Source organism: Streptomyces pluripotens, assembly GCF_000802245.2.
In the GTDB taxonomy this organism is placed as follows: domain Bacteria; phylum Actinomycetota; class Actinomycetes; order Streptomycetales; family Streptomycetaceae; genus Streptomyces; species Streptomyces pluripotens.
Genome location: NZ_CP021080.1, coordinates 5342345 through 5366178, shown reverse-complemented (window position 1 = coordinate 5366178; position 23834 = coordinate 5342345). Strand labels below are relative to the sequence as shown.

The following is a 23834-nucleotide window of genomic DNA, read 5'->3' as shown; positions in this document are numbered from 1 at the left end:
CTGTTCGGCGCGCTATTCCACGCCGATGAGCAGCAGTGCTCCCTGCCGGCCACCCTGGTACACCACCGTGTCCACGGCCAGGTAGGACTCGCGCACGCGTGCCTGGAGGTGTCTGGCGATCGTCTCGGGCGCATCGTCGCCGATGACGAGGGTGACCAGCTCGCCGCCGGCCTGGAGCATGCGGTCCAGGACGGTCTCGGCGGTTGCGGTGACGTCCGGGCCGATCACCGCCACATCGCCGTCGATCAGGCCCAGGACGTCCCCGGCCTGGCAGATGCCAGCCGTCGTCCAGGACTGGTGTTCGGCGACGACGACCTCGGCGTACCGGGTGGCGCCCGCCGCCGAGGTCATCTGGACGACGTCCTCGTCGAACCGGCGCGCGGCCTCGTGCACGGCGAGCGCGGCGATGCCCTGGACGGCCGACCGGGTCGGGATCAGGGCCACGCGGATGCCCTCGGCGCGGGCCTGCTCGGCCGCGGCGGCGGCTGTGTGACGCAGCTCGGCGTCGTTGGGCAGCAGCACGACCTCGCGTGCGTGGGCACGCCGTACCGCCTGCACCAGTTCGCCGCTGGCGGGCGGCTCCCCGGGGCGCGCGAGGACGGTGGTGGCGCCCGCTTCGGTGTACAGGCCGGCCAGCCCCTCACCTGGCACGACGGCGACGACCGCACGCTGGGCGCGCTCGCGCGTCGGTCGCTCAGCCCCAGTGTGCACATCGCCAAGGCCGAAGTGGGTGATCTTGATCCGGTACGGCCGCCCGGCCTCCACACCCGCTTCCACGGCGGCGCCTGCGTCGTCAACGTGCACGTGCACGTTCCACAGTCCGTCGCCGCCGACCACGACGAGGGACTCCCCGAGGGCGTCGAGTCGCTCACGGAGCCGGGCCACTGCCGTGTCGCCTGCCTCCAGGAGATAGATCACCTCGAAGGCGGGCCCGCCGGCCTCGGCGGCGGCGACGCACAGCCCGGCGCCGGGGACGGTCACGGGCGCGTGACCACCTGCAACGGGCTCCGGGACCTTCGGGACCTCACGCACCGCTTCCCCCGTGAACGCCTCCACCAGGGACCCCAGCACCGCCACCAGCCCCCGTCCGCCGGCGTCGACCACCCCGGCCTGTTGCAGCACGGCCAGCTGACCCGGTGTGGCCGCCAGAGCCGCTCGCGCACCCTCGTAGGCCGCCCGCGCGACTGCCGCACAGTCGCCCTCGGCCCGCTCCGCTGCGTTGGCGGCGGCCGAGGCGACAGTGAGCACCGTGCCCTCGACGGGGTGGGCCACGGCCTGCCGGGCGGAGTCGGCGGCCCGGCGCAGGGCCAGCCTCAGCCGCCCGCCTTCCAGGTGCGGCGGCTCGCGCCCGGCGTCGTCGGCGGCGAGCACCTGCGCCATCCCACGCAGCAGCTGCGCGAGGATCGTCCCGGAGTTGCCCCGGGCCCCGATGAGTGCCCCGTGGGCCATGGCGTGCACCGCGTCCGCGAGGGACGGCTCCCCGCAGCCCGTCTCGTACCCTTCGAACACGGCCTCCACGGCCGTCACCGCCGACTCCCACGTCATGTAGAGGTTCGTTCCGGTGTCACCGTCCGCGACCGGGTAGACGTTGATCGCGTCGATCTCGGCGCGGGCCCGGCCCAGTGCCCGCAGGGCCAGACCGCACCAGGTGCGCACCGCGAGAGCATCGAAGAATGTCTGCGGCACCTGCGCCACCTGCGCCTCCCTGAGCTGGCTGGACGTGGGACGCAGCGTAGACCCCGAAGTGGTGTCCACCGGAAGAGGGCCGGGAGCGGGCCCCTGAGCTGCCATGGTAGTTTCGTTGAACGGGAGCAGGCGTTGTATGCTGCTCCGGTTGCCCGATCCTGATCGGGCCGTTCCCCTGGCAGCGCCACTCAGATCTCAGGTCTCAAGACCTCGATCCCGGCATGCCGGGATTATCCGTAAGTGCATCTGAAGTCTTTGGAGTGACCCGTGGCTGCCAACTGCGACGTCTGCGGCAAGGGGCCGGGCTTCGGCAACAACATCTCGCACTCGCACCGCCGTACGTCTCGCCGCTGGAACCCGAACATCCAGCGTGTGCGTACCGTGGTCGGCGGGACGCCGAAGCGCGTGAACGCCTGCACCTCGTGCATCAAGGCCGGCAAGGTCTCGCGCTGACGCACAACCCCGCCCCATAGTTCCGTTCGGGGCGGGGGACCCCATCGCGCGCGGCCACTACCGGTTCGCTGCAAGAGCCGGTCCACCTCCTGGTGGACCGGCTTTCTGCCGTGCTCGGCACGACCTCAGCCACGCAGCCGCCACCCGTGGTCCACCGGCCCGATCCCCGCGCCCAGCGCGAACCCGCCCGCGATCGCCCCGGTGACGTACTCCTTGGCCCGTATGACGGCCTCCGGCACGGTCAGCCCCTTCGCCAGCCCCGCCGCGATCGCGGAGGCCAGTGTGCAGCCCGTGCCGTGCGTGTGCCGGTTGCCGTGGCGCGGGGCCCTCAGCCGGTGCTCCTCCGAGCCGTCCGTCAACAGGTCCACGGCGTCTCCGGGCAAGTGTCCGCCCTTGATCAGCACCCAGCGCGGCCCATGAGACAGCACGGCCGCCGCCGCCCGGCTCAGATCATCTTCCGACTCGACCCGCACCCCCGTCAGTTGGGCCACCTCGTCGAGGTTCGGAGTCGCCACGGTCGCCACCGGCAGCAACGTGGTGCGGACCGAGTCCAGCGCGGCGGTCGCCAGCAGCGCGTCGCCGTGCTTCGAGACGCCCACCGGGTCCACCACGGCCGGCGCGCGGGTTCCGGAGATCAATGCGGCAACCGCCTCGACCAGTTCGGCCGAGGCCAGCATCCCCGTCTTCACGGCCTGCACGCCGATGTCGTCCACGACACTGCGGTACTGGGCCCGTACCGCCTCCACCGGCAGTTCCCAGGCGCCTTGCACGCCCACGGAGTTCTGCGCGGTCACCGCCGTGATCACGCTCATCCCGTGTACGCCGAGCGCCAGCATCGTCTTCAGGTCGGCCTGGATCCCGGCTCCGCCGCCGGAGTCCGAACCCGCCACGGTGAGCACCCTCGGGATCACGACTCGATGTCCCCGAAGTGATCCCAGCCGCCCTTGCTCGTCCAGGGGGCCCCGTCGACCGTCACCTGGGGCAGCGCGGACGGGTTGAGGACCTCGCCGATGACCTTCCAACGGGCCGGCAGCTTGGCGTCCGGCGGGAAGGTCGCCACGATCGCGTGGTCCTCTCCGCCGGTCAGCACCCACTGCAGCGGATCCACGCCGACGGCCTGCCCGATGTCGTTCATCTGCGTCGGAATATCGATCGCACCGGACCGGATGTCAATGCGGACCTTGCTGGCCTCGGCGATATGCCCGAGGTCGGCGATCAGCCCGTCGCTCACGTCGCACATCGCGGTGGCGCCGAGCCCGGCGGCGGCCGGACCCGCGTGGTAGGGCGGTTCGGGACGCCGGTGGGCCTCGACGAAGGCGCGGGGCGAGCGGAAGCCCCGGGAGAGCACCGCGTAACCGGCCGCGGACCAGCCCAGCCAACCCGTGACGGCCACGATGTCGCCGGGCTGGGCTCCGGCCCGGGTCACCGGCTCCTGGTTGCGCAGGTCACCGAGCGCGGTGATCGACACCATGATCGTGTCACCGCGTACGACGTCCCCGCCGACCACACAGGCCCCGGCCACCTGGCACTCGTCGCGCAGCCCGTCCATGAGCTCGCTGGGCCAGCTGACCGGGAGTTCGGCCGGGACGACCAGGCCGAGCAGCAGCGCAGTCGGGACTGCGCCCATGGCGGCGATGTCCGCGAGGTTCTGCGCCGCCGCCTTGCGGCCGACGTCGTAGGCGGTGGACCAGTCACGACGGAAGTGCCGGCCCTCCAACAGGATGTCGGTACTCGCCACCACCCGGCGGTCTGGCGCGGCGACCACCGCGGCGTCGTCGCCGGGGCCGATCCGGACCGCCGGGGTGGTGGTGAGACGGGAGGTGAGCTCCCTGATGAGCCCGAACTCCCCGAGCTCACCAACAGTGCCCTTCATTTCCCTTGGCTCCCCTTCTCTCCCATGCCGTGTCCGTCGTGCGCCGCCCCCGTCACGGCCCACTCGCGCATCATCAGTGTCCCCGATACGGTCGAGATGACCGCCGATACGGTCCAGATGACCGTCAACTTCCGTCGTGCCCGCAGCCTGGCGCGCGAGCTCGGCCTCCACGGGTCTCCCCCAGGGGGTCGGCAACGCGATACCGTGGCGTTCCTTTTCCCCACATGATCCTCGTGGCCGCCCTGGAGGTTCCGTGGTACAGGCGTACATTCTGATCCAGACGGAGGTCGGCAAGGCGTCGACCGTCGCCGAGACGATCAGCAAGATCCCTGGAGTGATCCAGGCCGAGGACGTAACGGGACCGTACGACGTCATCGTGCGCGCCCGGGCCGACACGGTCGACGACCTCGGTCGCATGGTGGTCGCCAAAGTCCAGCAAGTGGACGGCATCACCCGCACCCTGACCTGTCCGGTCGTGCATCTGTAGCCCCCGTCTACCCTTGGCCGGTGAACATCTTCCGTCACCGGCCTCTCGGCCTGCTCGCGCCCGCGCTGTTGATCGCGGCAGCGGGCTGCTCCACAGCAGACGACAGCACCACGGTGGCGGTTCCCAGCCCCGACGCGAAGACGGCGAAGGTGTGCCGGGATCTGCACCGGGTACTGCCGCAGAAGCTCGACGGACGGAGCCGCAACGACCCCGCGCCCCGGTCCGCCTACACGGCGGGCTGGGGAAACCCGGCGATCATACTGCGCTGTGGTGTCGTTCGGCCGCCGAAGATGATCGATCCCAAGGTGTCCGAGGGGAACGACCCGGACGCCGTCCCCGGTGCGGTGAACGGCGTGGACTGGCTGATGGAGAAACAGGGCGACGGCACCTGGCGGTTCACCACGGCGAACCGGGTGGCTTATGTGCAGGTGAGCCTGCCCGTGGGCATGTCCGCGCAGCAGGAGGGAACCTCGGTACTCACCGGCCTCGCCGCCTCCGTCAGGAAGGCGATCCCCCAGGGGATCGCCTCCATGCGGTGACGGCACGCACGGCCGGGCCCGCGCACCCGGGCCGGCGGGGCCCGGGCGAGGTCAGCGCAGCCCGGTCGGGCGGCGCAGCGCGGCCTGCACCAGGCGGTCGATCAGCTCCGGGTAGCTGACGCCGGTGGCCTGCCACATCTGCGGGTACATCGAGATCGGTGTGAAGCCAGGCAGTGTGTTGATCTCATTGATCACGAACTCGCCGTCCTCGGTGAGGAAGAAGTCCGCGCGCACCAGGCCCTCGCAGGAGGCTGCCTCGAACGCGTCGACCGCCAGACTCCGGACCTCGGCGGTCTCCTCGTCGGTCAGCGGCGCCGGGACGAGTCCGGGCGTGGAGTCGATGTACTTGGCCTCGAAGTCGTAGTACGCGTGCGCGTCCGGCGGAGGGATCTCGGCGGGGACGGAGGCCCGCGGCCCGTCCTCGAATTCCAGGACGCCGCACTCGATCTCACGGCCCCGCAGCGCGGCCTCGATGAGGATCTTCGGGTCGTGCGACTGGGCCTCGGCGATCGCCTCGTCCAGGCCGGAGAGGTCGTCGACCTTGGTGATGCCGATGGAGGAGCCCGCACGCGCGGGCTTCACGAACAACGGCCAGCCGTGCTCGCCGGCGAAGTCGATGATCTTCTTGCGTGCGGCGGACTCCTCCCGGGCCCATTCGCGGGGCCGGATCACCAGGTACGGGCCGACCTTGAGCCCGAAGGAGGTGAACACCCGCTTCATGTACTCCTTGTCCTGGCCGACGGCCGAGGCGAGCACACCGGAGCCCACGTACGGCACACCGGACAGCTCCAGCAGGCCCTGGAGGGTACCGTCCTCACCGTAGGGGCCGTGGAGCACCGGGAACACCACGTCGACCTCGCCGAGTGCCTTGGGCACGGAGCCCGGCTCGGTGTAGACGACCTCCCGGCTGGCCGGGTCGACGGGGAGCACCACACCGCCTTCGAGTGACTCCGCCAGTTGCTCGACGGCGGGTACCCGGCGGTCGCTGATCGCCATCCGCTCCGGCTCGTCGGCCGTCAGCACCCAACGCCCTTCCCGGGTGATGCCGATCGGCAGGACGTCGTACTTCGTCCGGTCGATGGCTTTGAGGACGGCGCCGGCCGTGACCGTGGAGATCCCGTGTTCGGAGCTGCGCCCGCCGAACACGACGGCCACACGCGGCTTGCGCGGCGGCTGCTCGGGGTTCTGGGGGAGGTTCTCGGTGCTCATATCGCGTTGAGAGTACCCGTTGGTACCCCCCAAGTCAGCGCCCGCTCCGGGCCGGTCGCGCAACGTCGCACGGACGGTCGCGCAACGTCGCGTCCGCGGTCGCGCTGCGTCACCCGGACGCGGGCGTGGTGCCGTACGGGGCGGCACCACACCGGCGGCGCTGCGGTAGCGGTGTGAGGAGGCTCAGTGCCGCTCCGGCTTGGCGCTGCGCGCCATCAGCTCCTTGACGGCGGCCACCGGCGACTTGCCCTCGTGGACGATGGCGACGACCGTCTCGGTGATGGGCATGTCGACGCCGTGCCGGCGGGCCAGATCCAGCACCGACTCGCAGGACTTGACGCCCTCGGCGGTCTGCCTGGTGACCGCGATCGTCTCCTGAAGCGTCATCCCCTTGCCGAGGTTGGTGCCGAAGGTGTGGTTGCGGGACAACGGCGAGGAGCAGGTGGCCACCAGATCGCCGAGTCCGGCGAGTCCGGAGAAGGTGAGCGGGTCGGCACCGAGCGCCATGCCGAGCCGGGTGGTCTCGGCCAGACCCCGGGTGATGAGCGAGCCCTTGGCGTTGTCGCCGAGCCCCATGCCGTCGGCGATGCCGACCGCGAGACCGATGACGTTCTTGACCGCGCCGCCGAGTTCGCAGCCCACCACGTCGGTGTTGGTGTACGGCCGGAAGTACGGGGTGTGGCAGGCGACCTGCAGGCGCTGGGCGACCGCCTCGTCGGTGCAGGCGACCACGGCCGCAGCGGGCATGCGGGCGGCGATTTCGCGGGCCAGGTTGGGCCCGGTGACAACGGCGATGCGGTCGGCGCCGGTCTTGGCGACGTCTTCGACGACCTCGCTCATGCGCATAGTGGAACCGAGTTCGACGCCCTTCATCAGGGAGACGAGCACAGTGCCCGGCGCGAGCAGCGGGGTCCACTCGGTGAGGTTGGCGCGCAGGGTCTGGGAGGGGACCGCGAGAACGGTGAAGTCGGCTTCCTTGAGGGCCTCGGCCGCGTCACAGGTGGCGCGCAGGTTCTCCGGGAGCTCGACACCCGGCAAGTAGTCGGGGTTGGTCCGGGTGGAGTTGACCGCCTCGGCCAGTTGGGGACGGCGGGCCCACAGGGTGACGTCACAACCCGCGTCGGCGAGGACCATGCCGAACGCGGTGCCCCACGAGCCGGTGCCCATGACGGCTGCCTGGACAGGCTTGCTCACTTGCCGCTCTCCTGTTCCCCGCCGGCCTGCGCCTGGGTACGGCGCCGCTGTTCGATCCGCTCGCGACGGGGGTCGTAGGGCGTCTCGGGTGCCTTCTCTCCGCGGATCTCCTCCAGCAGGCGGGTGATGGCGGCCATGATGGCCTCGGTCGCCTCCTTGAGCAGTTCCGGGGTCATCTCCTTGCCGTAGAAACGCGTCAGGTCCACGGGTGGGCCCGCCAGCACGTGGTGGGTCTTGCGCGGGAAGAGGTCCGGTCTCCTGGCGTACGGCGGTAGCAGTTCGTTGGCGCCCCACTGGGCGATCGGAATGACCGGGCATTTCGTCTGCAGCGCCACACGGGCGGCGCCGGTCTTGCCGGTCATGGGCCAGCCGTCCGGGTCGCGGGTGAGGGTGCCCTCGGGGTAGAAGGCGACGCACTCGCCGCGTTCCACGGCGTCGATCGCGGCCCGGAAGGCGCTCAGCGCGTCCGCGCTCTCGCGGTAGACGGGAATCTGCCCGGTACCCCGCATGGCGGCGCCGATGAATCCCTTCTTGAAAAGTCCGCTCTTCGCCAGGAAACGCGGAACCCGCCCGGTGTTGTACTGGTAGTGCGCATATGCGAAGGGATCCGCGTGGGAATTGTGGTTCACCACAGTGATAAATCCGCCCTTGGCCGGAATGTGCTCCATTCCGCGCCAGTCCCGCTTGATCAGAACCACCAGCGGTGGTTTGCAGATCACCGCGGCGAAGCGGTACCAGAAGCCGATTCTGCGGCGGGGCACAGGGACACCTTCCTCTAGGACTGCCACCCCGGCTGGGGCCGCACAAGTGTCACCCGGGGCCGCCGGTCTGTCGAGAACACCGTACGCCCCGCCCCCCGAGCCGCAGGCTGCCCCAGGTGACAATGGGCGCGACGAGGGAGGGACGGTACACGGGTGCAGTGGACCTTGGTCATTCCGCTCAAGCCCCTGGCACGGGCCAAGAGCAGGCTGGCGGACACCGCCGCGAACGGGCTGCGGCCGAGCCTGGCGCTCGCGTTCGCACAGGACACGGTGGCCGCGGCGCTGGCCTGTCCGGTGGTGATGGATGTGGCAGTCGTCACGGACGACGAGTTGGCCGCACACGAGCTATCGGCGCTGGGCGCGCGAATCGTCCCGGACACGCGTGCGGGCGGCCTGAACGCCGCGCTGGCGCACGGCGCCACCGTCGTCCGGCAGGACCGCCCGGGTGCTGCGGTCGCCGCTCTGAACGCCGATCTGCCCGCGCTGCGCCCACCGGAACTGTCCCGGGTGCTCACCGCGGCGACGGAATTCCCCCGAGCCTTCGTGCCGGATGCGGCCGAGGTCGGCACCACACTGCTGGCCGCAATGCCCGGCCGGGACCTGCGGCCCGCCTTCGGTGCCGGTTCCCGGGCCCGGCACCGGGTGTCGGGCGCGACGGAACTCCTCCTGGCGGACGTCGATTCGGTGCGGCAGGACGTGGACACCGGGGACGATCTGCGTGTCGCGCTGGCTCTCGGAGTGGGCCCGTACACGGCGGTGGTGTCGGCGGGCCTGCTGATGCCGGGGCCCGAAAGTCGCTGAGGCCGACGCTGGAACGGCTTCTCGGGGAACGCCGGGACGTCGCGGCCGACTCCGCCCGTCCACCGGCGGCGCACGGATCCCGAGGCGGGGCAGGCAACCGCGGAAGACTGGTGCCGCGGTACTAGGCTGGACGTCATGCAGGCGACCGCGTACACCTTTGATCCGGACACCCACAGCGGGCAGGTGCTGCTCGACGACGGCACGCCGGTGCCCTTCGGTACGGCGGCGTTCGACAAGGGCGGGCTGCGGCTGCTGCGGCCCGGACAGCGGGTGCGGATCGAGACCGAGGGCGCGGGGGACGGCCTGCGGATCACCCTGATCACGCTCCACACCCTGTAACGCCCTCGCACACGCCGCGGGCCGGGCTCCCCGAAGGAGTCCGGCCCGGCGCGTGAGTGCCTCAGTGGCCTTACGAGGCCTTGCGGGCGCTGGCCTTCTTGGCGGTGGTCTTGCGGGCCGTCGACTTCTTGGCCGGGGCCTTCTTGGCGGTGACCTTCTTCGCGGGGGCCTTCTTGGCCGCGGCCTTCTTCGCCGTGGTCTTCTTGGCCGTGGCCTTCTTCGCGGCGGCGGCCTTGGCGGTCGCCGTGGTCTTCTTCGCGGGGGCCTTCTTGGCCGCGGCCTTCTTCGCGGTGACCTTCTTCGCCGTGGTCTTCTTCGCCGCTGCCTTCTTGGCCGCTGCCTTCTTCGCGGCGGCGGCCTTGGCGGTCTTCTTCGCGGCTGCCTTCTTGACCGTCGCGGAAGCACCACCAGTCAGGCTGCCCTTGGGGGCCTTCTTGACGGCGACCTCGCCGCTGCGCGGCAGCTTCTTCGAGCCGCTCACCAGGTCCTTGAAACCCTGTCCCGCGCGGAAGCGGGGCACCGAGGTCTTCCTGACCCGAACCCGCTCGCCCGTCTGGGGGTTGCGGGCGTAGCGAGCGGGGCGGTCGACCTTCTCGAAGGACCCGAAGCCGGTGACCGAGACCCGGTCGCCCGCGACGACCGCGCGGACGATGGCGTCCAGGACCGCGTCGACAGCATCGGCGGCCTGCTGGCGACCGCCCATCTTGTCGGCAATCGCTTCTACGAGCTGCGCCTTGTTCACGTCTTCCCCTTCGGAGACATCGCCGGAACGAAAGTGTTCAAGCTTTTTCGCACGTTAGGCAGATATATACCGCAAATCAAACACGAAACGGGCTTATCACCCTTGTGCCGCAACGGACTCGGCTACCCCGGACTGTTCAGCGGCCCCCGTCGGGGATCCGTCCCTCGTCAAGGTCCGCGGTGAACCGTTCGAGCCGCCTTGCCGCGTCGGCGAGATCGTGCTTGGCCGCGGCCGTAATGACCAGCAGCTTCCGGGTCAGCGCCATCCGTACGCCCTCCGGGACTTGCAGTGCGCGCACCCTTGTGTGCGCTTCCTTGAGCTGGTTCGCGACCGCCGCATAGAGCTGGAGTTGGCCGTCGTGTTCCATGCACAGATTGTGCCATCTGGGGCGAGTTGTCGCCTGCGCAGGGTGCAACTGCCGCCCCCAACAACCCTCCCGGGCCATCCACAGGGTTTACCGACGACGGTCACGAACATCGCCAATCTCCTTCCCGACATGGATAGTTGAGTGGAAGGAGTGGCGCACGCGGGGCCGTTCGGGTGCAGAAACGTCCGTACCCCCGATCGTGGCGATCGGGGGTACGGACGGAGTGTTGAGGTGGCCGAAACCCGACCCGTTCGGCGTGCGCCGGTCAGAGCGGATTCAGAGCGGTATCAGAGCGCGATCACGCCTGAAGCGTCCGCGGCTTGTGGAGGGGGCGTCCGGCTTCGAAGGCGGCGACGTCGGCCTCGTTCCGGAGCGTGATGGAGATGTCGTCGAGGCCGTTGAGCAGCCGCCAGCGGGAGTTCTCGTCCAGCTCGAAGGAGGCGGTGATACCGGTCGTGCGCACCTCCCGGGCCTGAAGGTCGACGGTGATTCCGGCGGCGGGGTCCTGTTCGGTCAGCTCCCACAGGGCGTCCACGACCTTCTGCTCCAGGACCACCGTGAGCAGGCCGTTCTTCAGCGAGTTGCCCCGGAAGATGTCCGCGAAGCGGGAGGAGATCACGGCCTTGAAACCGAAGTTCTGCAGCGCCCAGACGGCGTGCTCACGGGAGGAGCCGGTGCCGAAGTCGGGGCCTGCTACCAGGACCGTGGCTCCCTGCCGCTCGGGGCGGTTGAGCACGAACTCCGGGTCCTTGCGCCAGGCCTCGAACAGGCCGTCCTCAAAGCCGTCCCGGGTTACCTTCTTGAGCCAGTGAGCAGGGATGATCTGGTCGGTGTCGACGTTGCTGCGGCGCAGCGGAACGGCCCGGCCGGTGTGGGTGGTGAAGGCTTCCATGGTTATCGGACTCCAGCAGGCGTGCGGGCGGCGTTGTCGTCGGTCAGGTCGGCCGGGGAGGCCAGGCGGCCCAGGACGGCGGTGGCGGCTGCCACCTGCGGCGACACCAGGTGGGTACGACCGCCCTTGCCCTGCCGGCCCTCGAAGTTGCGGTTGGAGGTGGAGGCGGAGCGCTCGCCCGGGGCCAGCTGGTCGGGATTCATGCCCAGGCACATCGAGCAGCCCGCGTGCCGCCATTCGGCGCCGGCCTCCTTGAAGACCACGTCCAGGCCCTCGGAAACGGCCTGGAGTCCGACTCGCGCCGAGCCCGGGACGACCAGCATCCGTACGCCGTCGGCGACTTTGCGGCTCCGCAGGATCGCGGCGGCGGCGCGCAAGTCCTCGATGCGGCCGTTGGTGCAGGAGCCTACGAAGACGGTGTCCACCCTGATGGAGCGCAGCGCCTGACCGGCCTCCAACCCCATGTATTCCAGGGCCTTTTCGGCGGCGAAGCGCTCCGATGCGTCGTCGTACGAAGCCGGGTCGGGGACGGATGCCGAAAGGGGTGCGCCCTGGCCGGGATTGGTGCCCCAGGTGACGAACGGGGACAGTTCGGCGGCGTCGATGACGACCTCGGCGTCGAAGACCGCGTCGTCGTCGGTGCGTAGGGTCTTCCAGTACTCCACCGCGGCGCCCCAGTCGGCGCCCTCGGGGGCGTGTGCGCGGCCCTTGAGGTAGGCGAAGGTGGTTTCGTCGGGGGCGATCATGCCCGCGCGGGCGCCGGCCTCGATCGACATGTTGCAGATGGTCATGCGGGCCTCCATCGAGAGCTTCTCGATGGCGGAGCCACGGTACTCCAGGATGTAGCCCTGGCCTCCTCCGGTGCCGATCCTCGCGATGATCGCCAGGATCAGGTCCTTAGCGGTGACGCCCTCGGGCAGCTCCCCCTCGACGGTGATGGCCATGGTCTTCGGACGGGCCATCGGCAGCGTCTGGGTGGCCAGCACATGCTCGACCTGCGAGGTGCCGATGCCGAACGCCAGCGCGCCGAACGCGCCGTGCGTGGAGGTGTGCGAGTCGCCGCAGACCACGGTGGCGCCCGGCTGGGTCAGACCCAGCTGAGGGCCGACGACGTGCACGACGCCCTGCTCGACGTCGCCGAGCGGATGCAGGCGTACCCCGAACTCGGCGCAGTTCTTGCGCAGCGTCTCCAGCTGGGCGCGGGAGACCGGGTCGGCGATGGGCTTGTCGATGTCGAGGGTGGGGGTGTTGTGATCTTCGGTCGCGATGGTGAGGTCGAGGCGGCGCACCTTCCGGCCGTTCTTGCGCAGCCCGTCGAAAGCCTGCGGGCTGGTCACCTCGTGCAGCAGGTGCAGATCGATGTAGAGGAGGTCGGGCTCGCCCTCGGCGCGCCGGACGACGTGGTCGTCCCAGACCTTCTCCGCGAGTGTCCTACCCATCGCTTTCCCTCCGGCCGGCGAACGTCCACCGGCCCAACTAGAGATCTTGAGGAAGCGGCGGCCGCCCTTTCCGTCCCCTGGAGTCGTGGTTTTGGGCATCCACCGCCGGGCCCCTTGGGGTGCGGGCCGCTTGTGGTCCCAGGGTGGCGCGTTCCACGGAAAATTGAACTTGCGTTTCACAGAGTGAGACGCAAGTATCGTTGCATGGACAACAGTAGCGGCGTCGGCGTTCTGGACAAGGCGGCCCTCGTCCTGAGCGCTCTGGAGTCCGGTCCGGCCACCCTCGCGGGTCTGGTCGGCGCCACCGGACTGGCACGACCCACGGCCCACCGCCTGGCCGTGGCCCTGGAACACCACCGCATGGTGGCACGCGACATGCAAGGCCGGTTCATCCTCGGCCCGCGCCTCGCGGAGCTCGCGGCTGCGGCCGGCGAAGACCGCCTGCTCGCGACGGCGGGCCCCGTACTCACCCACCTCCGCGACATCACCGGTGAGAGTGCACAGCTCTACCGGCGCCAGGGTGACATGCGGATCTGCGTGGCCGCGGCGGAGCGCCTGTCCGGCCTGCGGGACACCGTCCCGGTCGGCTCCACACTCACCATGAAGGCCGGGTCCTCAGCACAGATCCTGCTCGCCTGGGAGGAGCCCGAGCGCCTGCACCGCGGCCTGCAGGGGGCCCGCTTCACGGCGACGGCCCTGTCGGGTGTACGACGGCGCGGCTGGGCCCAGTCCATCGGTGAGCGGGAACCGGGCGTCGCGTCCGTCTCGGCTCCCGTGCGCGGCCCCTCCAACCGCGTGGTGGCCGCCGTCTCCGTCTCGGGGCCCATCGAGCGCCTGACGCGCCACCCGGGTCGCATGCACGCCCAGGCGGTCATCGACGCCGCGGCCCGCCTGTCGGAAGCGCTGCGCCGCTCGGGCTGAGCCGCCCCCGGAAACCGGGAGGGCCGGCCTCAACGCCGCGGCAGGCCCTCCCTCGCTTCCCCGCTTCCCGGTTCCCCCCACTCACGCTCCTCCCCTCTTCCGCGTCAGACGGTCTCCCGTCCCCGTCAGGCGGTCTTCCCGGTCGCCTCGGCCTCCTTCGACCGGTAGGCGAACCGGTCCTTCGCGTACCGGCCCCGCTTGTCCAGCGGCACCTGCCCGTACGCGGCGGCCAGTCCGAACGCCGGCATGTCCCCGTAGATCGCCTCGTAGGACCCTTCCGGCACCACGTACGCCTCGTGCCAGATGCCCACCCCTCCACGCAGCCTGCCGCTGCGCTCCTTGCGGTTGAACAGCGCCCAGGCCTTGTGGTGGAAGGCGTCCGGCGCGGTGGCGTAGGCGTAGAGCTTCTCCTTGGACTCCCAGTACTGCACGACGTAGTACGTGCGGGGAGACGCAGTCAGCAGGACCCGGTTGCGCAGGCCTCGCGCGGGTTCCCGCTCCAGTTCCCGCAGCATGCGGAACATCGCCAGCATCACGGGCAGCCACAGGTGTACGGCCCGGAAGCGGTTGATGCGCATGCCGATCAGCAGGACCGCCACCTCACCTTCGGCATTCGCGGTGGTACGACCTGAGACGATCCGGTTCGACATCGGGACTCCCCCTCATCGGCGAGCGGCACTATCCAAGCCATGGATGCTTGGACAGTGCCGTTATCCAAGAAGGAGCGCAAGGGATGCGGCTTGCCGAGCTGAGCAGACGCAGTGGTGTGTCCACCGCGACGATCAAGTACTACCTGCGTGAGGGGCTGCTCCCGCCGGGCCGCCAGCTCAACACCACGACCGCGGAGTACGACGCGGAGCACCTGCGCCGGCTGCAACTGGTGCGCGCGATGATCCAGGTCGGCGGACTGCCGGTGGCCACGGTCCGGGAGGTACTGGGGCACGTCGACGACGATTCCCTGGGCCGGACCCTGCGGATGGGTGCGGCTTTGTGGGCACTGCCGCAGGTGCCGGAGCCGGACGAGGACGACGCGTTCGTGCGGGCGGCACACCAGGAGGCGGGCGCGTTGCTGGAGACCCTCGGCTGGTCCAACGCCAAGCTGCTGACGACCGTGTCCCCCGCGTACCGCTCCCTGGTAGTGGCGGTGGCCGCGTTCCGCCGGCTCGGCTACGACTGGGATGCCGAACTTCTGGTGTCATACGCCAAGTTGATGCACGAGGCAGCCAGACTCGACCTGGACAACGTGGAGACTTACCCCTCGGAGGCGGAGAAGGTGGAGACCGCGGTGCTCAGCGCGGTCCTGGTGGAGCCAATGCTGCAGGCCCTGCACCGACTGGCCCAGGAGGAGGAGTCGGCGCGGCGCTACGGCTTCGAGTGAACCGCGGGAGCGGAGACACACGAAAGGCCTCCCACCGGAGTGGGAGGCCTTCCATATACGTACCCCCGACCGGATTCGAACCGGCGCTACCGCCTTGAGAGGGCGGCGTGCTAGGCCGCTACACAACGGGGGCGTGGACACTGCGTTTCCGCAGGTCCGAGCTGGTCTACCTGGACTCGAACCAAGACTAACTGAACCAGAATCAGTCGTGCTGCCAATTACACCATAGACCAATGATGGTTTAGACCAGTCAGTACCCCCGACCGGATTCGAACCGGCGCTACCGCCTTGAGAGGGCGGCGTGCTAGGCCGCTACACAACGGGGGCCCTAGCGATCCCGACAAGACCGGGACCAGTACCCCCGACCGGATTCGAACCGGCGCTACCGCCTTGAGAGGGCGGCGTGCTAGGCCGCTACACAACGGGGGCTTTGCAGATAAGCTCTGCGAGCTGGCCTACCTGGACTCGAACCAAGACTAACTGAACCAGAATCAGTCGTGCTGCCAATTACACCATAGGCCACTGGAACTCAAGCCCCTGCGGGGTTCTCGTTCTAGCTTGCTCCTCGGGGCTCCGGCCTTCCGGCCCGCTCCCCTCGGCGCAGGAAGAACATTACCTGAAGGTGGACGGGGCTCCAAAACGGGTATCTGAGCGGACGAGCGCGGGGAGTTCGGCGAGGGTCGAGATCCGGTGTGCCACGACCTCCCCGACGGCTCGGGCGTAGGCTGCCCCGCGGTCGATCCACACCGACAGCAACCCGGCCTCGACGGCACCCCTGCCGTCGATCTCCGGATGGTCGCCGACGTACGCCACCTCCTGCGGAGGCAGGCCCAGCGCCTCGCAGGCCGCCAGGAAGGCCCCGGCCTCCGGCTTGGACACACCCAGCTCGGCCGCGCACAGCACGACCTCGAAACGGTCGCGGACGCCGAGCGTGCGCAGCTTGGGCTCCTGGACGGTGAGGCTGGAGTTGGACAGCACCGCATGCCGGTGGCTGGTGGCGAGGGCCTCCAGAGCCGGCAGGACGTCCGGGAACAGGCTCCAGGCGGCCTCGTAGTGCGCGATGTACCGCTGGAACCACGCATCGGCCTCGGCGTCACCCAGTTGCTCGTCCAGGAACACACGGACCCGGTCACGACGCTGCTCCGGGAAGGTGGCCTCTCCGGCTGCGTACCGCGCCCACTGCTGGTCGGTGACCTCCCGCCACCGCACCAGGGCCGCCTCCGCACCACCGTACGCGGCCAGGAGCCCCTCGGCCGCCAGGTGCGCCCCCATGCCCTGCCGATCGGCGGTCGTGTAGTCAAAGAGAGTGTCGTCGACGTCCCATACCACGGCCTGGATCTTCATGATCCGAACGTAACCCGGAGATGCGCAGTGCGTCCGGGGAACGCCGGACGGCGCCGCGATCCGGGCCTGGGGGAGGCGCCGGTCGGCCCACCCGACGGGGGCGGCACCCGGAACCCGGGTGCCGCCCCCGTCGGAAACCGCTCGGTTACGCGGCCAGCTTCGCCAGTGCCGCGTCGATGCGGCTCAGCGTGCGCTCCTTGCCCAGGACCTCCAGGGACTCGAAGAGCGGCAGGCCGACGGTGCGACCGGTGACGGCTACACGGACCGGGGCCTGCGCCTTGCCGAGCTTGAGGCTGTGGGCCTCACCGGCTGCCAGGACGGCCTCCTTGAGGGACTCGGCGGAGGTCCAGTCGGCCGACTCCAGCTTCTCGCGGGCCGTGCGGAGCAAGGCGTCGGAGCCCTCCTTCATCGCCTTGGTCCACGAGGCCTCGTCGAGAACCGGCTCCGGTAGGAACAGGAAGTCGACGTTGTCGGTGATCTCGGAGAGGACCTTCAGGCGGGTCTGGGCGTGCGGGGCGATGGCCTGCCACTTGGCCTCGTCGAAGGCCTCCGGCGCCCAGGGGGCGAACGGGGCCTTGAGCCAGGGACGGCAGCGCTCGGTGAACTCCTTCGCATCCAGCATCCGGATGTGGTCGGCGTTGATCGCCTCGCACTTCTTCAGGTCGAAGCGCGCCGGGTTGGGGTTCACGTCCGCGATGTCGAAGGCGGCGACCATGTCGTCGATCGTGAAGATGTCCTTGTCCGCCGAGAGCGACCAGCCCAACAGCGAGAGGTAGTTGAGCAGGCCCTCGGGCAAGAACCCCCGCTCGCGGTAGAGGTTGAGCGAGGACTGCGGGTCGCGCTTGGAGAGCTTCTTGTTGCCCTCACCCATCACGTACGGCAGGTGACCGAAGGCGGGGATCTGCTTGGCGATGCCCAGCTCGATCAGCGCCCGGTAGAGGGCGATCTGGCGGGGCGTGGAGGAGAGCAGGTCCTCGCCGCGCAGGACGTGGGTGATCTCCATCAGAGCGTCGTCGACAGGGTTCACCAGGGTGTACAGCGGAGCGCCGTTCGCGCGGACGATGCCGTAGTCCGGGACGTTCTCCGGGGTGAAGGCCAGCTCGCCCCGGACCAGGTCGGTGAAGGTGATCGTCTCGTCCGGCATGCGGAACCGGACGATCGGAGCCCGACCCTCGGCCTCGTACTGCTCGACCTGCTCGGCGGTGAGGTCACGACAGTGGCCGTCGTAGCCGGACGGCTTGCCGGCCGCACGGGCGGCTTCACGACGGGTGTCCAGCTCTTCCTGCGAGCAGTAGCAGTGGTAGGCGTGGCCGCCGTCGAGGAGCTTCCGCGCGATGTCGGCATACAGGTCCATGCGCTGCGACTGGCGGTACGGTGCGTGCGGGCCGCCGACCTCGGGCCCCTCGTCCCAGTCGAAGCCGAGCCAGCGCATCGCGTCGAGCAGCTGGTTGTACGACTCCTCCGAGTCGCGGGCCGCGTCGGTGTCCTCGATGCGGAAGACCAGGGTGCCCTGGTGGTGCCGGGCGAACGCCCAGTTGAACAGGGCGGTGCGGACCAGGCCCACGTGGGGGTTACCGGTGGGCGAGGGGCAGAAACGGACGCGAACGGGTGAGCCGGGTGCGCTAGCCACGCTTGACAACCTTGTTGGTGAGAGTGCCGATGCCTTCGATGGTGACGGCGACCTCGTCGCCGACGTTGAGGGGGCCGACCCCTGCCGGGGTGCCGGTGAGGATGACGTCGCCGGGGAGCAGGGTCATGGCCTCGGAGATGGTGACGACCAGGTCCTCGATGGGGTGGATCATCTCGCTCGTACGGCCCAGCTGACGTTGTTCACCGTTGACCGTGAGCTGGAGGGTGAGGTCGTTCGCACGGGCCAGGTCCAGGTCCGTCTCCACCCAGGGGCCGAGCGGGCAGGCGGTGTCGAAGCCCTTGGCGCGGGCCCACTGCTTCTCGCGACGCTGGACGTCACGGGCGGTGACGTCGTTGGCGCAGGTGTAACCGAAGATCACGTCCCTGACGCGCTCGCGCGGCACCTCGCGACACATGCGGCCGATGACGATCGCCAGCTCGCCCTCGTGGTGCAGTTCCCGGGAGAACGGCGGGTACTGGATGTCATCGCCGGTTCCGACCACGGAGGTGGAGGGCTTGAGGAAGGCGAACGGGGCCTCGGGCACCTCGTGGCCCAGCTCGCGCGTGTGCTCGGCGTAGTTGCGACCGAAGGCCACGACCTTGCTGGGGAGGACCGGCGGGAGCAGCCTGACCTTGCTCAGCGGCACCTTCGTCCCGGACAACTCGTGTTCCGCGAACGGGATGCCCTTGATGATGTCGAGGACGAGTTCGTCCTGCTTCTCGCCCTCGACCGCGCCGAAGGCAACGTTCCCGTCGATGGAGAACCTGGCGATGCGCACGGGATCCTTGCGCCCCTCACTGAGAACCGGCGTACTGACGCCCCAGGTTAACCGGTCGGACGGCCCCGCGTTCGGCTGGTACGGCCGCCGGTCAGGTGCTTTCCGTGCCCGGAACCGGCGTGCGGGAGACCCGGCAATCCGGCACCGACCGGAGCGGGGCCCGCGCCCGTGGTGCTGTCGCGCGGGCCCCCCTTCCTTCACTCGCCGCGCCAGGGCGCCCCGGTTACTCGGGGTGCCGCCCCGCACGGAGACCGCACGCCCATGGGGAACGCGCCCGGGGGACCGCCATGAGCGGCTGGTCCTCCGGGCGCGTTCCCCTGGTGCCACCGTCTTGCCGGGGCGGTCCTGTCCCCCTGCACCGGGATCCGACGGCCCGCCTCGACGGGTCTGCCCGTGTCTGTGACGGCGCGCCGTCCGGCCGGCTATGCGCCGACCGCGGCACCGACCGGGATCTCCATCAGAACGGTGCGCCTGGGGTTGGCCGTCTGAGCGGGGAGGTCGACGGAGTGCTCCGGAAGCTCGGGCGTGCCCAGTGCTCCGGCGTCCTCAAGATGCGCCAGGGTCGTGCGCCGCGGGTTGGCTATGTTGCGGAACATCGTCGTCGTCTTCACCGTTGTCGTCCTGTGCCCTCTAGTCGAGCGGGTTGGCAGAGTCGCCACTGCTGTAAAGCGTCAGGCTAAACATCCGATTCCCCACCGCAAGCGCCAACCGTTCACGATCGGCGTGTGAGTTTCCTCACGATCCCGCAGGCAAACCGGTCAATTCCGGCCGCCAACACACCTCGACGAAAAGGACATTGGCCCCCTGAAGCCATCATTCCGCTCCTGATCATGGCGACTGGGACACGTGCCACCGAGGGGCGACTGGGGCTGATCCACCCGTTATGCACCAGATCGCCTTCTACGTCTGGTGATGTGGCACGCACATTGCGTCACGGAGGTCACAGCTCGGTTCACTGCTCTTGTTGGAGATCCAGCACTGTGCTGGAATTCCACGGACCGCCGCAGGATCGAGCCGGCGCACAGGGGGCGCTACAGCGCCGAGTGGCGGCGAGACAGGGGGATCCAGCGCCGGTACTCAAGACCATCGGGGGGCGTATTCAGGGCGCTCTCCACGACGCCAACACCGTGTCCCTTCGTTCACGCGGAGGGGCGCCTGGTCCAGAGGTTGCGACGCTAGTGCAGGGACGTTTCAAGAGGGATGGCAGCGCTTCGGCAGAGCCGGAGTCGCACGGCGGAACCGACCGCGGTTCCTCGCCCCAGCACGCCCAGAGCCAGGGCCCGGCCCCGTCCGGAGACGGCGGTGAGCGGGGCGGACGCACCGGTGCGTCCGCCCCGCCGAACTCGCCGGTCCCGCCGGGAACCGTGAAGCCCGACACCCCCACACCGACAGTGGAGCCCGGCAAGGGCCCGACCGGTACCGGTTCGCGCCTTGCCCTGCGCAACTGGCGCATCTCCACGCGCCTGGTGTCGCTGCTCGCGCTGCCCGTGGTCGCGGCCACCACGCTGGGCGCGCTACGCATCAACGAGTCCATGGACGACATCCAGCAGCTCGACAACATGAAGCTGCTGACCCAGATGACCAAGCAGGCCACCGAGCTGGCCGCCGCCCTCCAGGAGGAGCGCGACCAGTCCGCGGGCCCGCTGGCTCACGGCGGACTGAAGTCGACCGACTACACGGTCAAGGGCTACCAGGAGAAGACCGACCACGCCCGCGACAACTTCCTCACCGCCTCCGAACAGATCGACACGGCCAGCAAGAACGGCAACCTGCAGGGTGTCCGTGACGCCCTCGTCGGCATCGTCCACCAGCTGGACGACCTGGCCAAGATCCGCAAGAACGCGTACCAGTCGAAGAACAACGCGACCCAGACGGTCGAGTCCTACCACCGGCTCATCACTCAGCTCATCGGCCTGTCCCAGGACATGGCCGAGGCGTCCAGCAACCCGGAGATGATCTCGCGCACCCGCGCCCTGGCGGCCTTCTCCACCGCCAAGGAGTACGCCTCCGTGCAGCGCGCCATGATCGCCGCCGCGCTGCCGGCGACCACCTCCTCCAAGGGGCACCTCTCAAAGAACGACCAGCTCTACGGCGAGGCGGCGTACGAGAGCGAGGCCTCCGAACTCGCGATCTTCCGGAAGATCTACGCCGACCAGAACGCGGAGGCGCTCCTCAAGCCGATCGAGGAGGGCAACCCCACGATCAAGGCCGCCAACACCTACGCCAAGCGTGCCTTCGCATCGCCGGACGGCATCGAGTCGCTGCCGGCGCGTTCGTACCGCGACTGGCTGGACACCAGCGTGACCAAGATCCAGCAGATGAAGAACATCGAGCACTCGCTGCTGGAGGACATGGAGCAGAAGGCCCGTGAGCTGAAGGCCTCCTCCGAGCAGGACGCGATCATCTCCGGTGCGCTGATCCTCATCGTCCTCGGTATCTCGCTGGTCGGCGCGTTCGTCGTGGCCCGATCCATGATCCGCTCGCTGCGCCGGCTGCAGGAGACGGCGACCAAGGTCGCCCAGGACCGCCTGCCCGAGCTGGTCAAGCAGCTGTCCGAGTCCGACCCCCAGGACGTCGACACCTCCGTCGAGTCGGTCGGTGTGCACTCCCGGGACGAGATCGGTCAGGTGGCCGCGGCCTTCGACGACGTGCACCGCGAGGCGGTCCGCCTCGCCGCCGAGCAGGCGCTGCTGCGGGGCAACGTCAACGCGATGTTCACCAACCTCTCCCGCCGCTCCCAGGGTCTGATCCAGCGCCAGCTGTCGCTGATCTCCGAGTTGGAGTCCCGCGAGGCCGACCCGGACCAGCTGTCCTCGCTGTTCAAGCTGGACCACCTCGCCACGCGTATGCGTCGTAACGGCGAGAACCTCCTCGTCCTCGCGGGTGAAGAGCCCGGCCGCCGCTGGACCCGCCCGGTCCCGCTGGTCGACGTGCTCCGCGCCGCCGCGTCCGAGGTGGAGCAGTACGAGCGCATCGAACTGGCCTCGGTACCCACCACCGAGGTCGCTGGCCGAGTCGTCAACGACCTCGTGCACCTGCTCGCCGAGCTACTGGAGAACGCCACCTCGTTCTCCTCGCCGCAGACCAAGGTCAAGGTCACTGGTCACGCGCTGCCCGACGGCCGCGTGCTGATCGAGATCCACGACACCGGTATCGGACTGTCGCCGGAGGACCTGGCCGCGATCAACGAGCGGCTGGCCTCGCCGCCCACCGTGGACGTCTCCGTCTCCCGCCGCATGGGCCTCTTCGTGGTCGGCCGGCTCTCCCAGCGACACGGCATCCGCATCCAGCTGCGCCCGTCCGACTCCGGTGGTACGACCGCGCTGGTCATGCTGCCCGTGGACGTCGCCCAGGGCGGCAAGAAGCCCGGTCAGGGCAAGCCGGGCGCACCCGCCCCCACAGGTGGCCCCGCTGCCGCACAAGCTGCGGCCGGTGCCGCCGCAGCCCGGCGCGCGAGCACCGGAAACGGCCAGGGAGGCGGTCCGCTCGGTGCCGGTAGCGGCCCGCGCGGTCAGGTCGGCGCCGGACAGGGGCCCCGGGCGGCGCTGCCTGGCGCGGGCCAGGGCGGCCGTCCGGGTGCGCCGGGCGGAGCGCGTGGTCCCCAGGGCGGTCCCGGGTCCTCCCAGCAGAACCGGCCGCCGGCCGGTACGGGTGCGGGTGGCTTCGGCTCCCCCGCGCCGAATGCCCAGCAAGGTCTACCCACCACGCATCCGGGCGGACAGCAGGACTTCTTCGGCGGCCGTGGGTCGCAGCGGACCGGTGGCCCCGCGGAGCTGGGCCGCCAGCCCCAGCTCCCGCCGCGCGGCGGCGCGCGGGCCGAACTGCCCGGCGGTGAGGCGCAGTCGCGCACCGCGGACTGGGGCGGCAGCCAGGCGCCGCTGCCACGGGCTGCGCAGGACGCTCCGCGCGGCCACGAAGAGCAGGATCCGGCGCACACCGCGCCCATGCCGCGCGTGGACGACCGGCAGGGTCCGGGTTCGACCGCGGACATACCCCGGATCGACGACGTTCCGGCCGCCACGGGCGAATTCCCGCATGCCGACTTCAATGGCTTCAACGACTCGCAGAACACGGGCCAGTTCGCCCACCCGGACAACTCCCAGTCGGGTGAGTTCGCGCGGCCCGACGGCTCCCAGCACACCGGGCAGTTCGCACAGCCGGATGCCGGGCAGCAGACGGGTCAGTTCGCACAGCCCGACGCCGCCCACCAGGATGACCGGTTCGGGCCCCGGCCCGACGACCGCCAGGGCTCCGGTCCGTTCGTCCGCTCCGACGTCTTCGGCCAGTCGGTACCCGAGCAGCAGAACGACCCCCAGCAGACGGGGCAGTTCGAGGCTCAGCAGGCGTACCGCGACTCCTTCAATGGCGGCTTCGACGGCAGCTCCACCGGCCGGCACGCCTTGCCCGGCCGCCAGGAACCCGCGCAGACGGGCCAGTTCGAGCGCCCGCAGCCGGCCGGCCGCAACGACTTCGGTGCCCCGCGGCAGCCGGCCCCGCAGCAGCGCACGGCCGGCCAGGAACCCGGCGGCCGGAGCGTCGCACGTCGGCCCGGTGAAGGGCGCGGCCCGAGCGACGGCCGTACCCCGCTGTACGACACCCTGGAAACCAACTGGTTCCACGGCGGTGCGCAGCAGGAGAGCGCGCCCGCGGCGCAGCAGCCGCAGGCGCCTGCCCCGGCTCCACAGCCCTCCGCCTCGAACACCGGTTCCTGGCGTACCTCGCCGAACGACGATCTCGTCCGGCAGGCAGAACGCGTCCGGCAGCCCTCCGCGGGTGGCGTCACCACCTCGGGTCTGCCGCGCCGCGTGCCCCGGGCGAACCTCGTCCCGGGCACGGCACAGCAGCAACAGCACCAAGCCGGTCCGCAGGTCTCGCGTGCGCCTGACGACGTACGTGGACGGCTGACCAATCTCCGTCGGGGCATCGCTCAGGGCCGTCAGGCCGGCAACGGCCAGACCGGCAGCTTCCCGAGCCCCACTCACCAGCAGGAGCGTTAGTTGA

At 70.0% G+C, this 23834-nt stretch carries 23 protein-coding genes and 5 tRNA genes; 8 read left to right on the top strand and 20 right to left on the bottom strand.

Translation table 11 applies throughout. From position 1 onward, the window contains the following. Window positions 1-12 precede the first annotated feature (12 nt). Window positions 13-1695, bottom strand: a complete 1683-nt coding sequence (locus tag LK06_RS24250) for a DAK2 domain-containing protein (protein WP_039656537.1) — start codon at window positions 1693-1695, stop codon at window positions 13-15. A 258-nt stretch (window positions 1696-1953) separates the two neighbouring features. Here LK06_RS24250 and rpmB point away from each other — a divergent pair, with 258 nt between their 5' ends. After that, complete coding sequence (gene rpmB / locus LK06_RS24245) at window positions 1954-2139, top strand: 50S ribosomal protein L28 (RefSeq protein ID WP_003993230.1); 186 nt, start codon at window positions 1954-1956, stop codon at window positions 2137-2139. A 125-nt stretch (window positions 2140-2264) separates the two neighbouring features. On the opposite strand, the gene thiD is transcribed toward rpmB, so the two are convergent. Together thiD and LK06_RS24235 are read right to left on the bottom strand one after the other, a co-directional pair. Further along, window positions 2265-3050 (bottom strand): bifunctional hydroxymethylpyrimidine kinase/phosphomethylpyrimidine kinase, encoded by a 786-nt coding sequence (gene thiD, locus LK06_RS24240; RefSeq protein WP_039656540.1) that lies wholly within the window; start codon window positions 3048-3050, stop codon window positions 2265-2267. Continuing rightward, window positions 3047-4012, bottom strand: a complete 966-nt coding sequence (locus LK06_RS24235; RefSeq protein ID WP_039656542.1) for a thiamine-phosphate kinase — start codon at window positions 4010-4012, stop codon at window positions 3047-3049. The genes thiD and LK06_RS24235 overlap by 4 nt, the downstream gene beginning before the upstream one ends. Window positions 4013-4265: 253 nt before the next feature. Here LK06_RS24235 and LK06_RS24230 point away from each other — a divergent pair, with 253 nt between their 5' ends. Both LK06_RS24230 and LK06_RS24225 read left to right on the top strand, forming a co-directional pair. Beyond that, window positions 4266-4499, top strand: a complete 234-nt coding sequence (locus LK06_RS24230) for an Lrp/AsnC family transcriptional regulator (protein ID WP_039656543.1) — start codon at window positions 4266-4268, stop codon at window positions 4497-4499. A 20-nt stretch (window positions 4500-4519) separates the two neighbouring features. Further along, entirely contained in the window at window positions 4520-5038 is a 519-nt protein-coding gene (locus tag LK06_RS24225) for a DUF3515 domain-containing protein (RefSeq protein WP_039656545.1), read from the top strand. A gap of 51 nt (window positions 5039-5089) precedes the next feature. On the opposite strand, the gene LK06_RS24220 is transcribed toward LK06_RS24225, so the two are convergent. The 3 genes from LK06_RS24220 to LK06_RS24210 all read right to left on the bottom strand — a co-directional run bounded on the left by LK06_RS24220 (window position 5090) and on the right by LK06_RS24210 (window position 8202). After that, entirely contained in the window at window positions 5090-6247 is a 1158-nt protein-coding gene (locus tag LK06_RS24220; RefSeq protein WP_039656547.1) for a D-alanine--D-alanine ligase family protein, read from the bottom strand. A gap of 183 nt (window positions 6248-6430) precedes the next feature. Then, window positions 6431-7441 (bottom strand): NAD(P)H-dependent glycerol-3-phosphate dehydrogenase, encoded by a 1011-nt coding sequence (locus tag LK06_RS24215; protein ID WP_039656548.1) that lies wholly within the window; start codon window positions 7439-7441, stop codon window positions 6431-6433. Next, window positions 7438-8202 (bottom strand): lysophospholipid acyltransferase family protein, encoded by a 765-nt coding sequence (locus LK06_RS24210; protein ID WP_039656550.1) that lies wholly within the window; start codon window positions 8200-8202, stop codon window positions 7438-7440. Before LK06_RS24210 ends, LK06_RS24215 begins: the two co-directional genes overlap by 4 nt. A gap of 153 nt (window positions 8203-8355) precedes the next feature. Here LK06_RS24210 and cofC point away from each other — a divergent pair, with 153 nt between their 5' ends. After that, window positions 8356-9003, top strand: coding sequence for a 2-phospho-L-lactate guanylyltransferase (gene cofC, locus LK06_RS24205; protein WP_039656551.1), 648 nt, complete (start codon window positions 8356-8358; stop codon window positions 9001-9003). A gap of 135 nt (window positions 9004-9138) precedes the next feature. Then, on the top strand, window positions 9139-9342 hold the full coding sequence (locus LK06_RS24200; RefSeq protein WP_039656553.1) for a hypothetical protein: 204 nt from the start codon (window positions 9139-9141) through the stop codon (window positions 9340-9342). Window positions 9343-9412: 70 nt separating this feature from the next. Here LK06_RS24200 and LK06_RS24195 read toward each other — a convergent pair whose 3' ends face one another. From LK06_RS24195 to leuC, 4 genes are all read right to left on the bottom strand, one after another. Beyond that, on the bottom strand, window positions 9413-10084 hold the full coding sequence (locus LK06_RS24195; protein WP_039656555.1) for an HU family DNA-binding protein: 672 nt from the start codon (window positions 10082-10084) through the stop codon (window positions 9413-9415). A 136-nt stretch (window positions 10085-10220) separates the two neighbouring features. Beyond that, window positions 10221-10451 (bottom strand): SCO5555 family protein, encoded by a 231-nt coding sequence (locus LK06_RS24190; protein WP_039656557.1) that lies wholly within the window; start codon window positions 10449-10451, stop codon window positions 10221-10223. A 298-nt stretch (window positions 10452-10749) separates the two neighbouring features. Continuing rightward, complete coding sequence (leuD, locus tag LK06_RS24185) at window positions 10750-11343, bottom strand: 3-isopropylmalate dehydratase small subunit (RefSeq protein WP_039656559.1); 594 nt, start codon at window positions 11341-11343, stop codon at window positions 10750-10752. A 2-nt stretch (window positions 11344-11345) separates the two neighbouring features. Then, a complete protein-coding gene (gene leuC, locus LK06_RS24180) occupies window positions 11346-12782 on the bottom strand; it encodes a 3-isopropylmalate dehydratase large subunit (RefSeq protein WP_039656561.1) in 1437 nt (478 codons plus the stop codon). Between the two features lie 204 nt (window positions 12783-12986). Between leuC and ndgR the strand changes: the two genes are divergently transcribed. After that, entirely contained in the window at window positions 12987-13703 is a 717-nt protein-coding gene (gene ndgR, locus LK06_RS24175) for an IclR family transcriptional regulator NdgR (protein ID WP_039656563.1), read from the top strand. A gap of 125 nt (window positions 13704-13828) precedes the next feature. On the opposite strand, the gene LK06_RS24170 is transcribed toward ndgR, so the two are convergent. Beyond that, window positions 13829-14353 (bottom strand): DUF4188 domain-containing protein, encoded by a 525-nt coding sequence (locus LK06_RS24170; RefSeq protein ID WP_043435130.1) that lies wholly within the window; start codon window positions 14351-14353, stop codon window positions 13829-13831. Window positions 14354-14436: 83 nt separating this feature from the next. Between LK06_RS24170 and LK06_RS24165 the strand changes: the two genes are divergently transcribed. Then, on the top strand, window positions 14437-15081 hold the full coding sequence (locus tag LK06_RS24165; protein ID WP_039656566.1) for a MerR family transcriptional regulator: 645 nt from the start codon (window positions 14437-14439) through the stop codon (window positions 15079-15081). A 60-nt stretch (window positions 15082-15141) separates the two neighbouring features. On the opposite strand, the gene LK06_RS24160 is transcribed toward LK06_RS24165, so the two are convergent. The 9 genes from LK06_RS24160 to LK06_RS24120 all read right to left on the bottom strand — a co-directional run bounded on the left by LK06_RS24160 (window position 15142) and on the right by LK06_RS24120 (window position 19444). After that, a tRNA-Glu gene (locus tag LK06_RS24160) sits at window positions 15142-15214 on the bottom strand. A 28-nt stretch (window positions 15215-15242) separates the two neighbouring features. After that, window positions 15243-15314 (bottom strand) — tRNA-Gln (locus LK06_RS24155). A 21-nt stretch (window positions 15315-15335) separates the two neighbouring features. After that, window positions 15336-15408: transfer RNA gene (locus LK06_RS24150), tRNA-Glu, on the bottom strand. A gap of 29 nt (window positions 15409-15437) precedes the next feature. After that, window positions 15438-15510: transfer RNA gene (locus tag LK06_RS24145), tRNA-Glu, on the bottom strand. A gap of 21 nt (window positions 15511-15531) precedes the next feature. Further along, window positions 15532-15603 (bottom strand) — tRNA-Gln (locus tag LK06_RS24140). 90 nt (window positions 15604-15693) lie between these two features. After that, window positions 15694-16425 carry an HAD family hydrolase gene (locus LK06_RS24135; protein WP_086083489.1) on the bottom strand — a complete coding sequence of 244 codons (732 nt, stop codon included), beginning with the start codon at window positions 16423-16425 and terminating at the stop codon, window positions 15694-15696. 145 nt (window positions 16426-16570) lie between these two features. Next, on the bottom strand, window positions 16571-18055 hold the full coding sequence (gene gltX / locus LK06_RS24130) for a glutamate--tRNA ligase (protein ID WP_071659247.1): 1485 nt from the start codon (window positions 18053-18055) through the stop codon (window positions 16571-16573). Beyond that, complete coding sequence (locus tag LK06_RS24125) at window positions 18048-18833, bottom strand: fumarylacetoacetate hydrolase family protein (protein ID WP_043435127.1); 786 nt, start codon at window positions 18831-18833, stop codon at window positions 18048-18050. Before LK06_RS24125 ends, gltX begins: the two co-directional genes overlap by 8 nt. 422 nt (window positions 18834-19255) lie before the next feature. After that, window positions 19256-19444, bottom strand: coding sequence for a hypothetical protein (locus LK06_RS24120; protein ID WP_039656571.1), 189 nt, complete (start codon window positions 19442-19444; stop codon window positions 19256-19258). 567 nt (window positions 19445-20011) lie between these two features. On the opposite strand from LK06_RS24120, the gene LK06_RS24115 reads away from it, so the two are divergent. Continuing rightward, window positions 20012-23830 (top strand): sensor histidine kinase, encoded by a 3819-nt coding sequence (locus LK06_RS24115; protein WP_174673928.1) that lies wholly within the window; start codon window positions 20012-20014, stop codon window positions 23828-23830. Window positions 23831-23834: the final 4 nt, after the last annotated feature.

What these genes read in the sequence shown, in the direction of transcription:
- LK06_RS24235 (WP_039656542.1), bottom strand. Translation starts at nt 4,012, where the DNA reads ATGAAGGGCACTGTTGGTGAGCTCGGGGAGTTCGGGCTCATCAGGGAG.
- LK06_RS24220 (WP_039656547.1), bottom strand. Translation starts at nt 6,247, where the DNA reads ATGAGCACCGAGAACCTCCCCCAGAACCCCGAGCAGCCGCCGCGCAAG.
- LK06_RS24200 (WP_039656553.1), top strand. Translation starts at nt 9,139, where the DNA reads ATGCAGGCGACCGCGTACACCTTTGATCCGGACACCCACAGCGGGCAG.
- LK06_RS24190 (WP_039656557.1), bottom strand. Translation starts at nt 10,451, where the DNA reads ATGGAACACGACGGCCAACTCCAGCTCTATGCGGCGGTCGCGAACCAG.
- leuD (WP_039656559.1), bottom strand. Translation starts at nt 11,343, where the DNA reads ATGGAAGCCTTCACCACCCACACCGGCCGGGCCGTTCCGCTGCGCCGC.
- leuC (WP_039656561.1), bottom strand. Translation starts at nt 12,782, where the DNA reads ATGGGTAGGACACTCGCGGAGAAGGTCTGGGACGACCACGTCGTCCGG.
- ndgR (WP_039656563.1), top strand. Translation starts at nt 12,987, where the DNA reads ATGGACAACAGTAGCGGCGTCGGCGTTCTGGACAAGGCGGCCCTCGTC.
- LK06_RS24170 (WP_043435130.1), bottom strand. Translation starts at nt 14,353, where the DNA reads ATGTCGAACCGGATCGTCTCAGGTCGTACCACCGCGAATGCCGAAGGT.
- LK06_RS24165 (WP_039656566.1), top strand. Translation starts at nt 14,437, where the DNA reads ATGCGGCTTGCCGAGCTGAGCAGACGCAGTGGTGTGTCCACCGCGACG.
- LK06_RS24135 (WP_086083489.1), bottom strand. Translation starts at nt 16,425, where the DNA reads ATGAAGATCCAGGCCGTGGTATGGGACGTCGACGACACTCTCTTTGAC.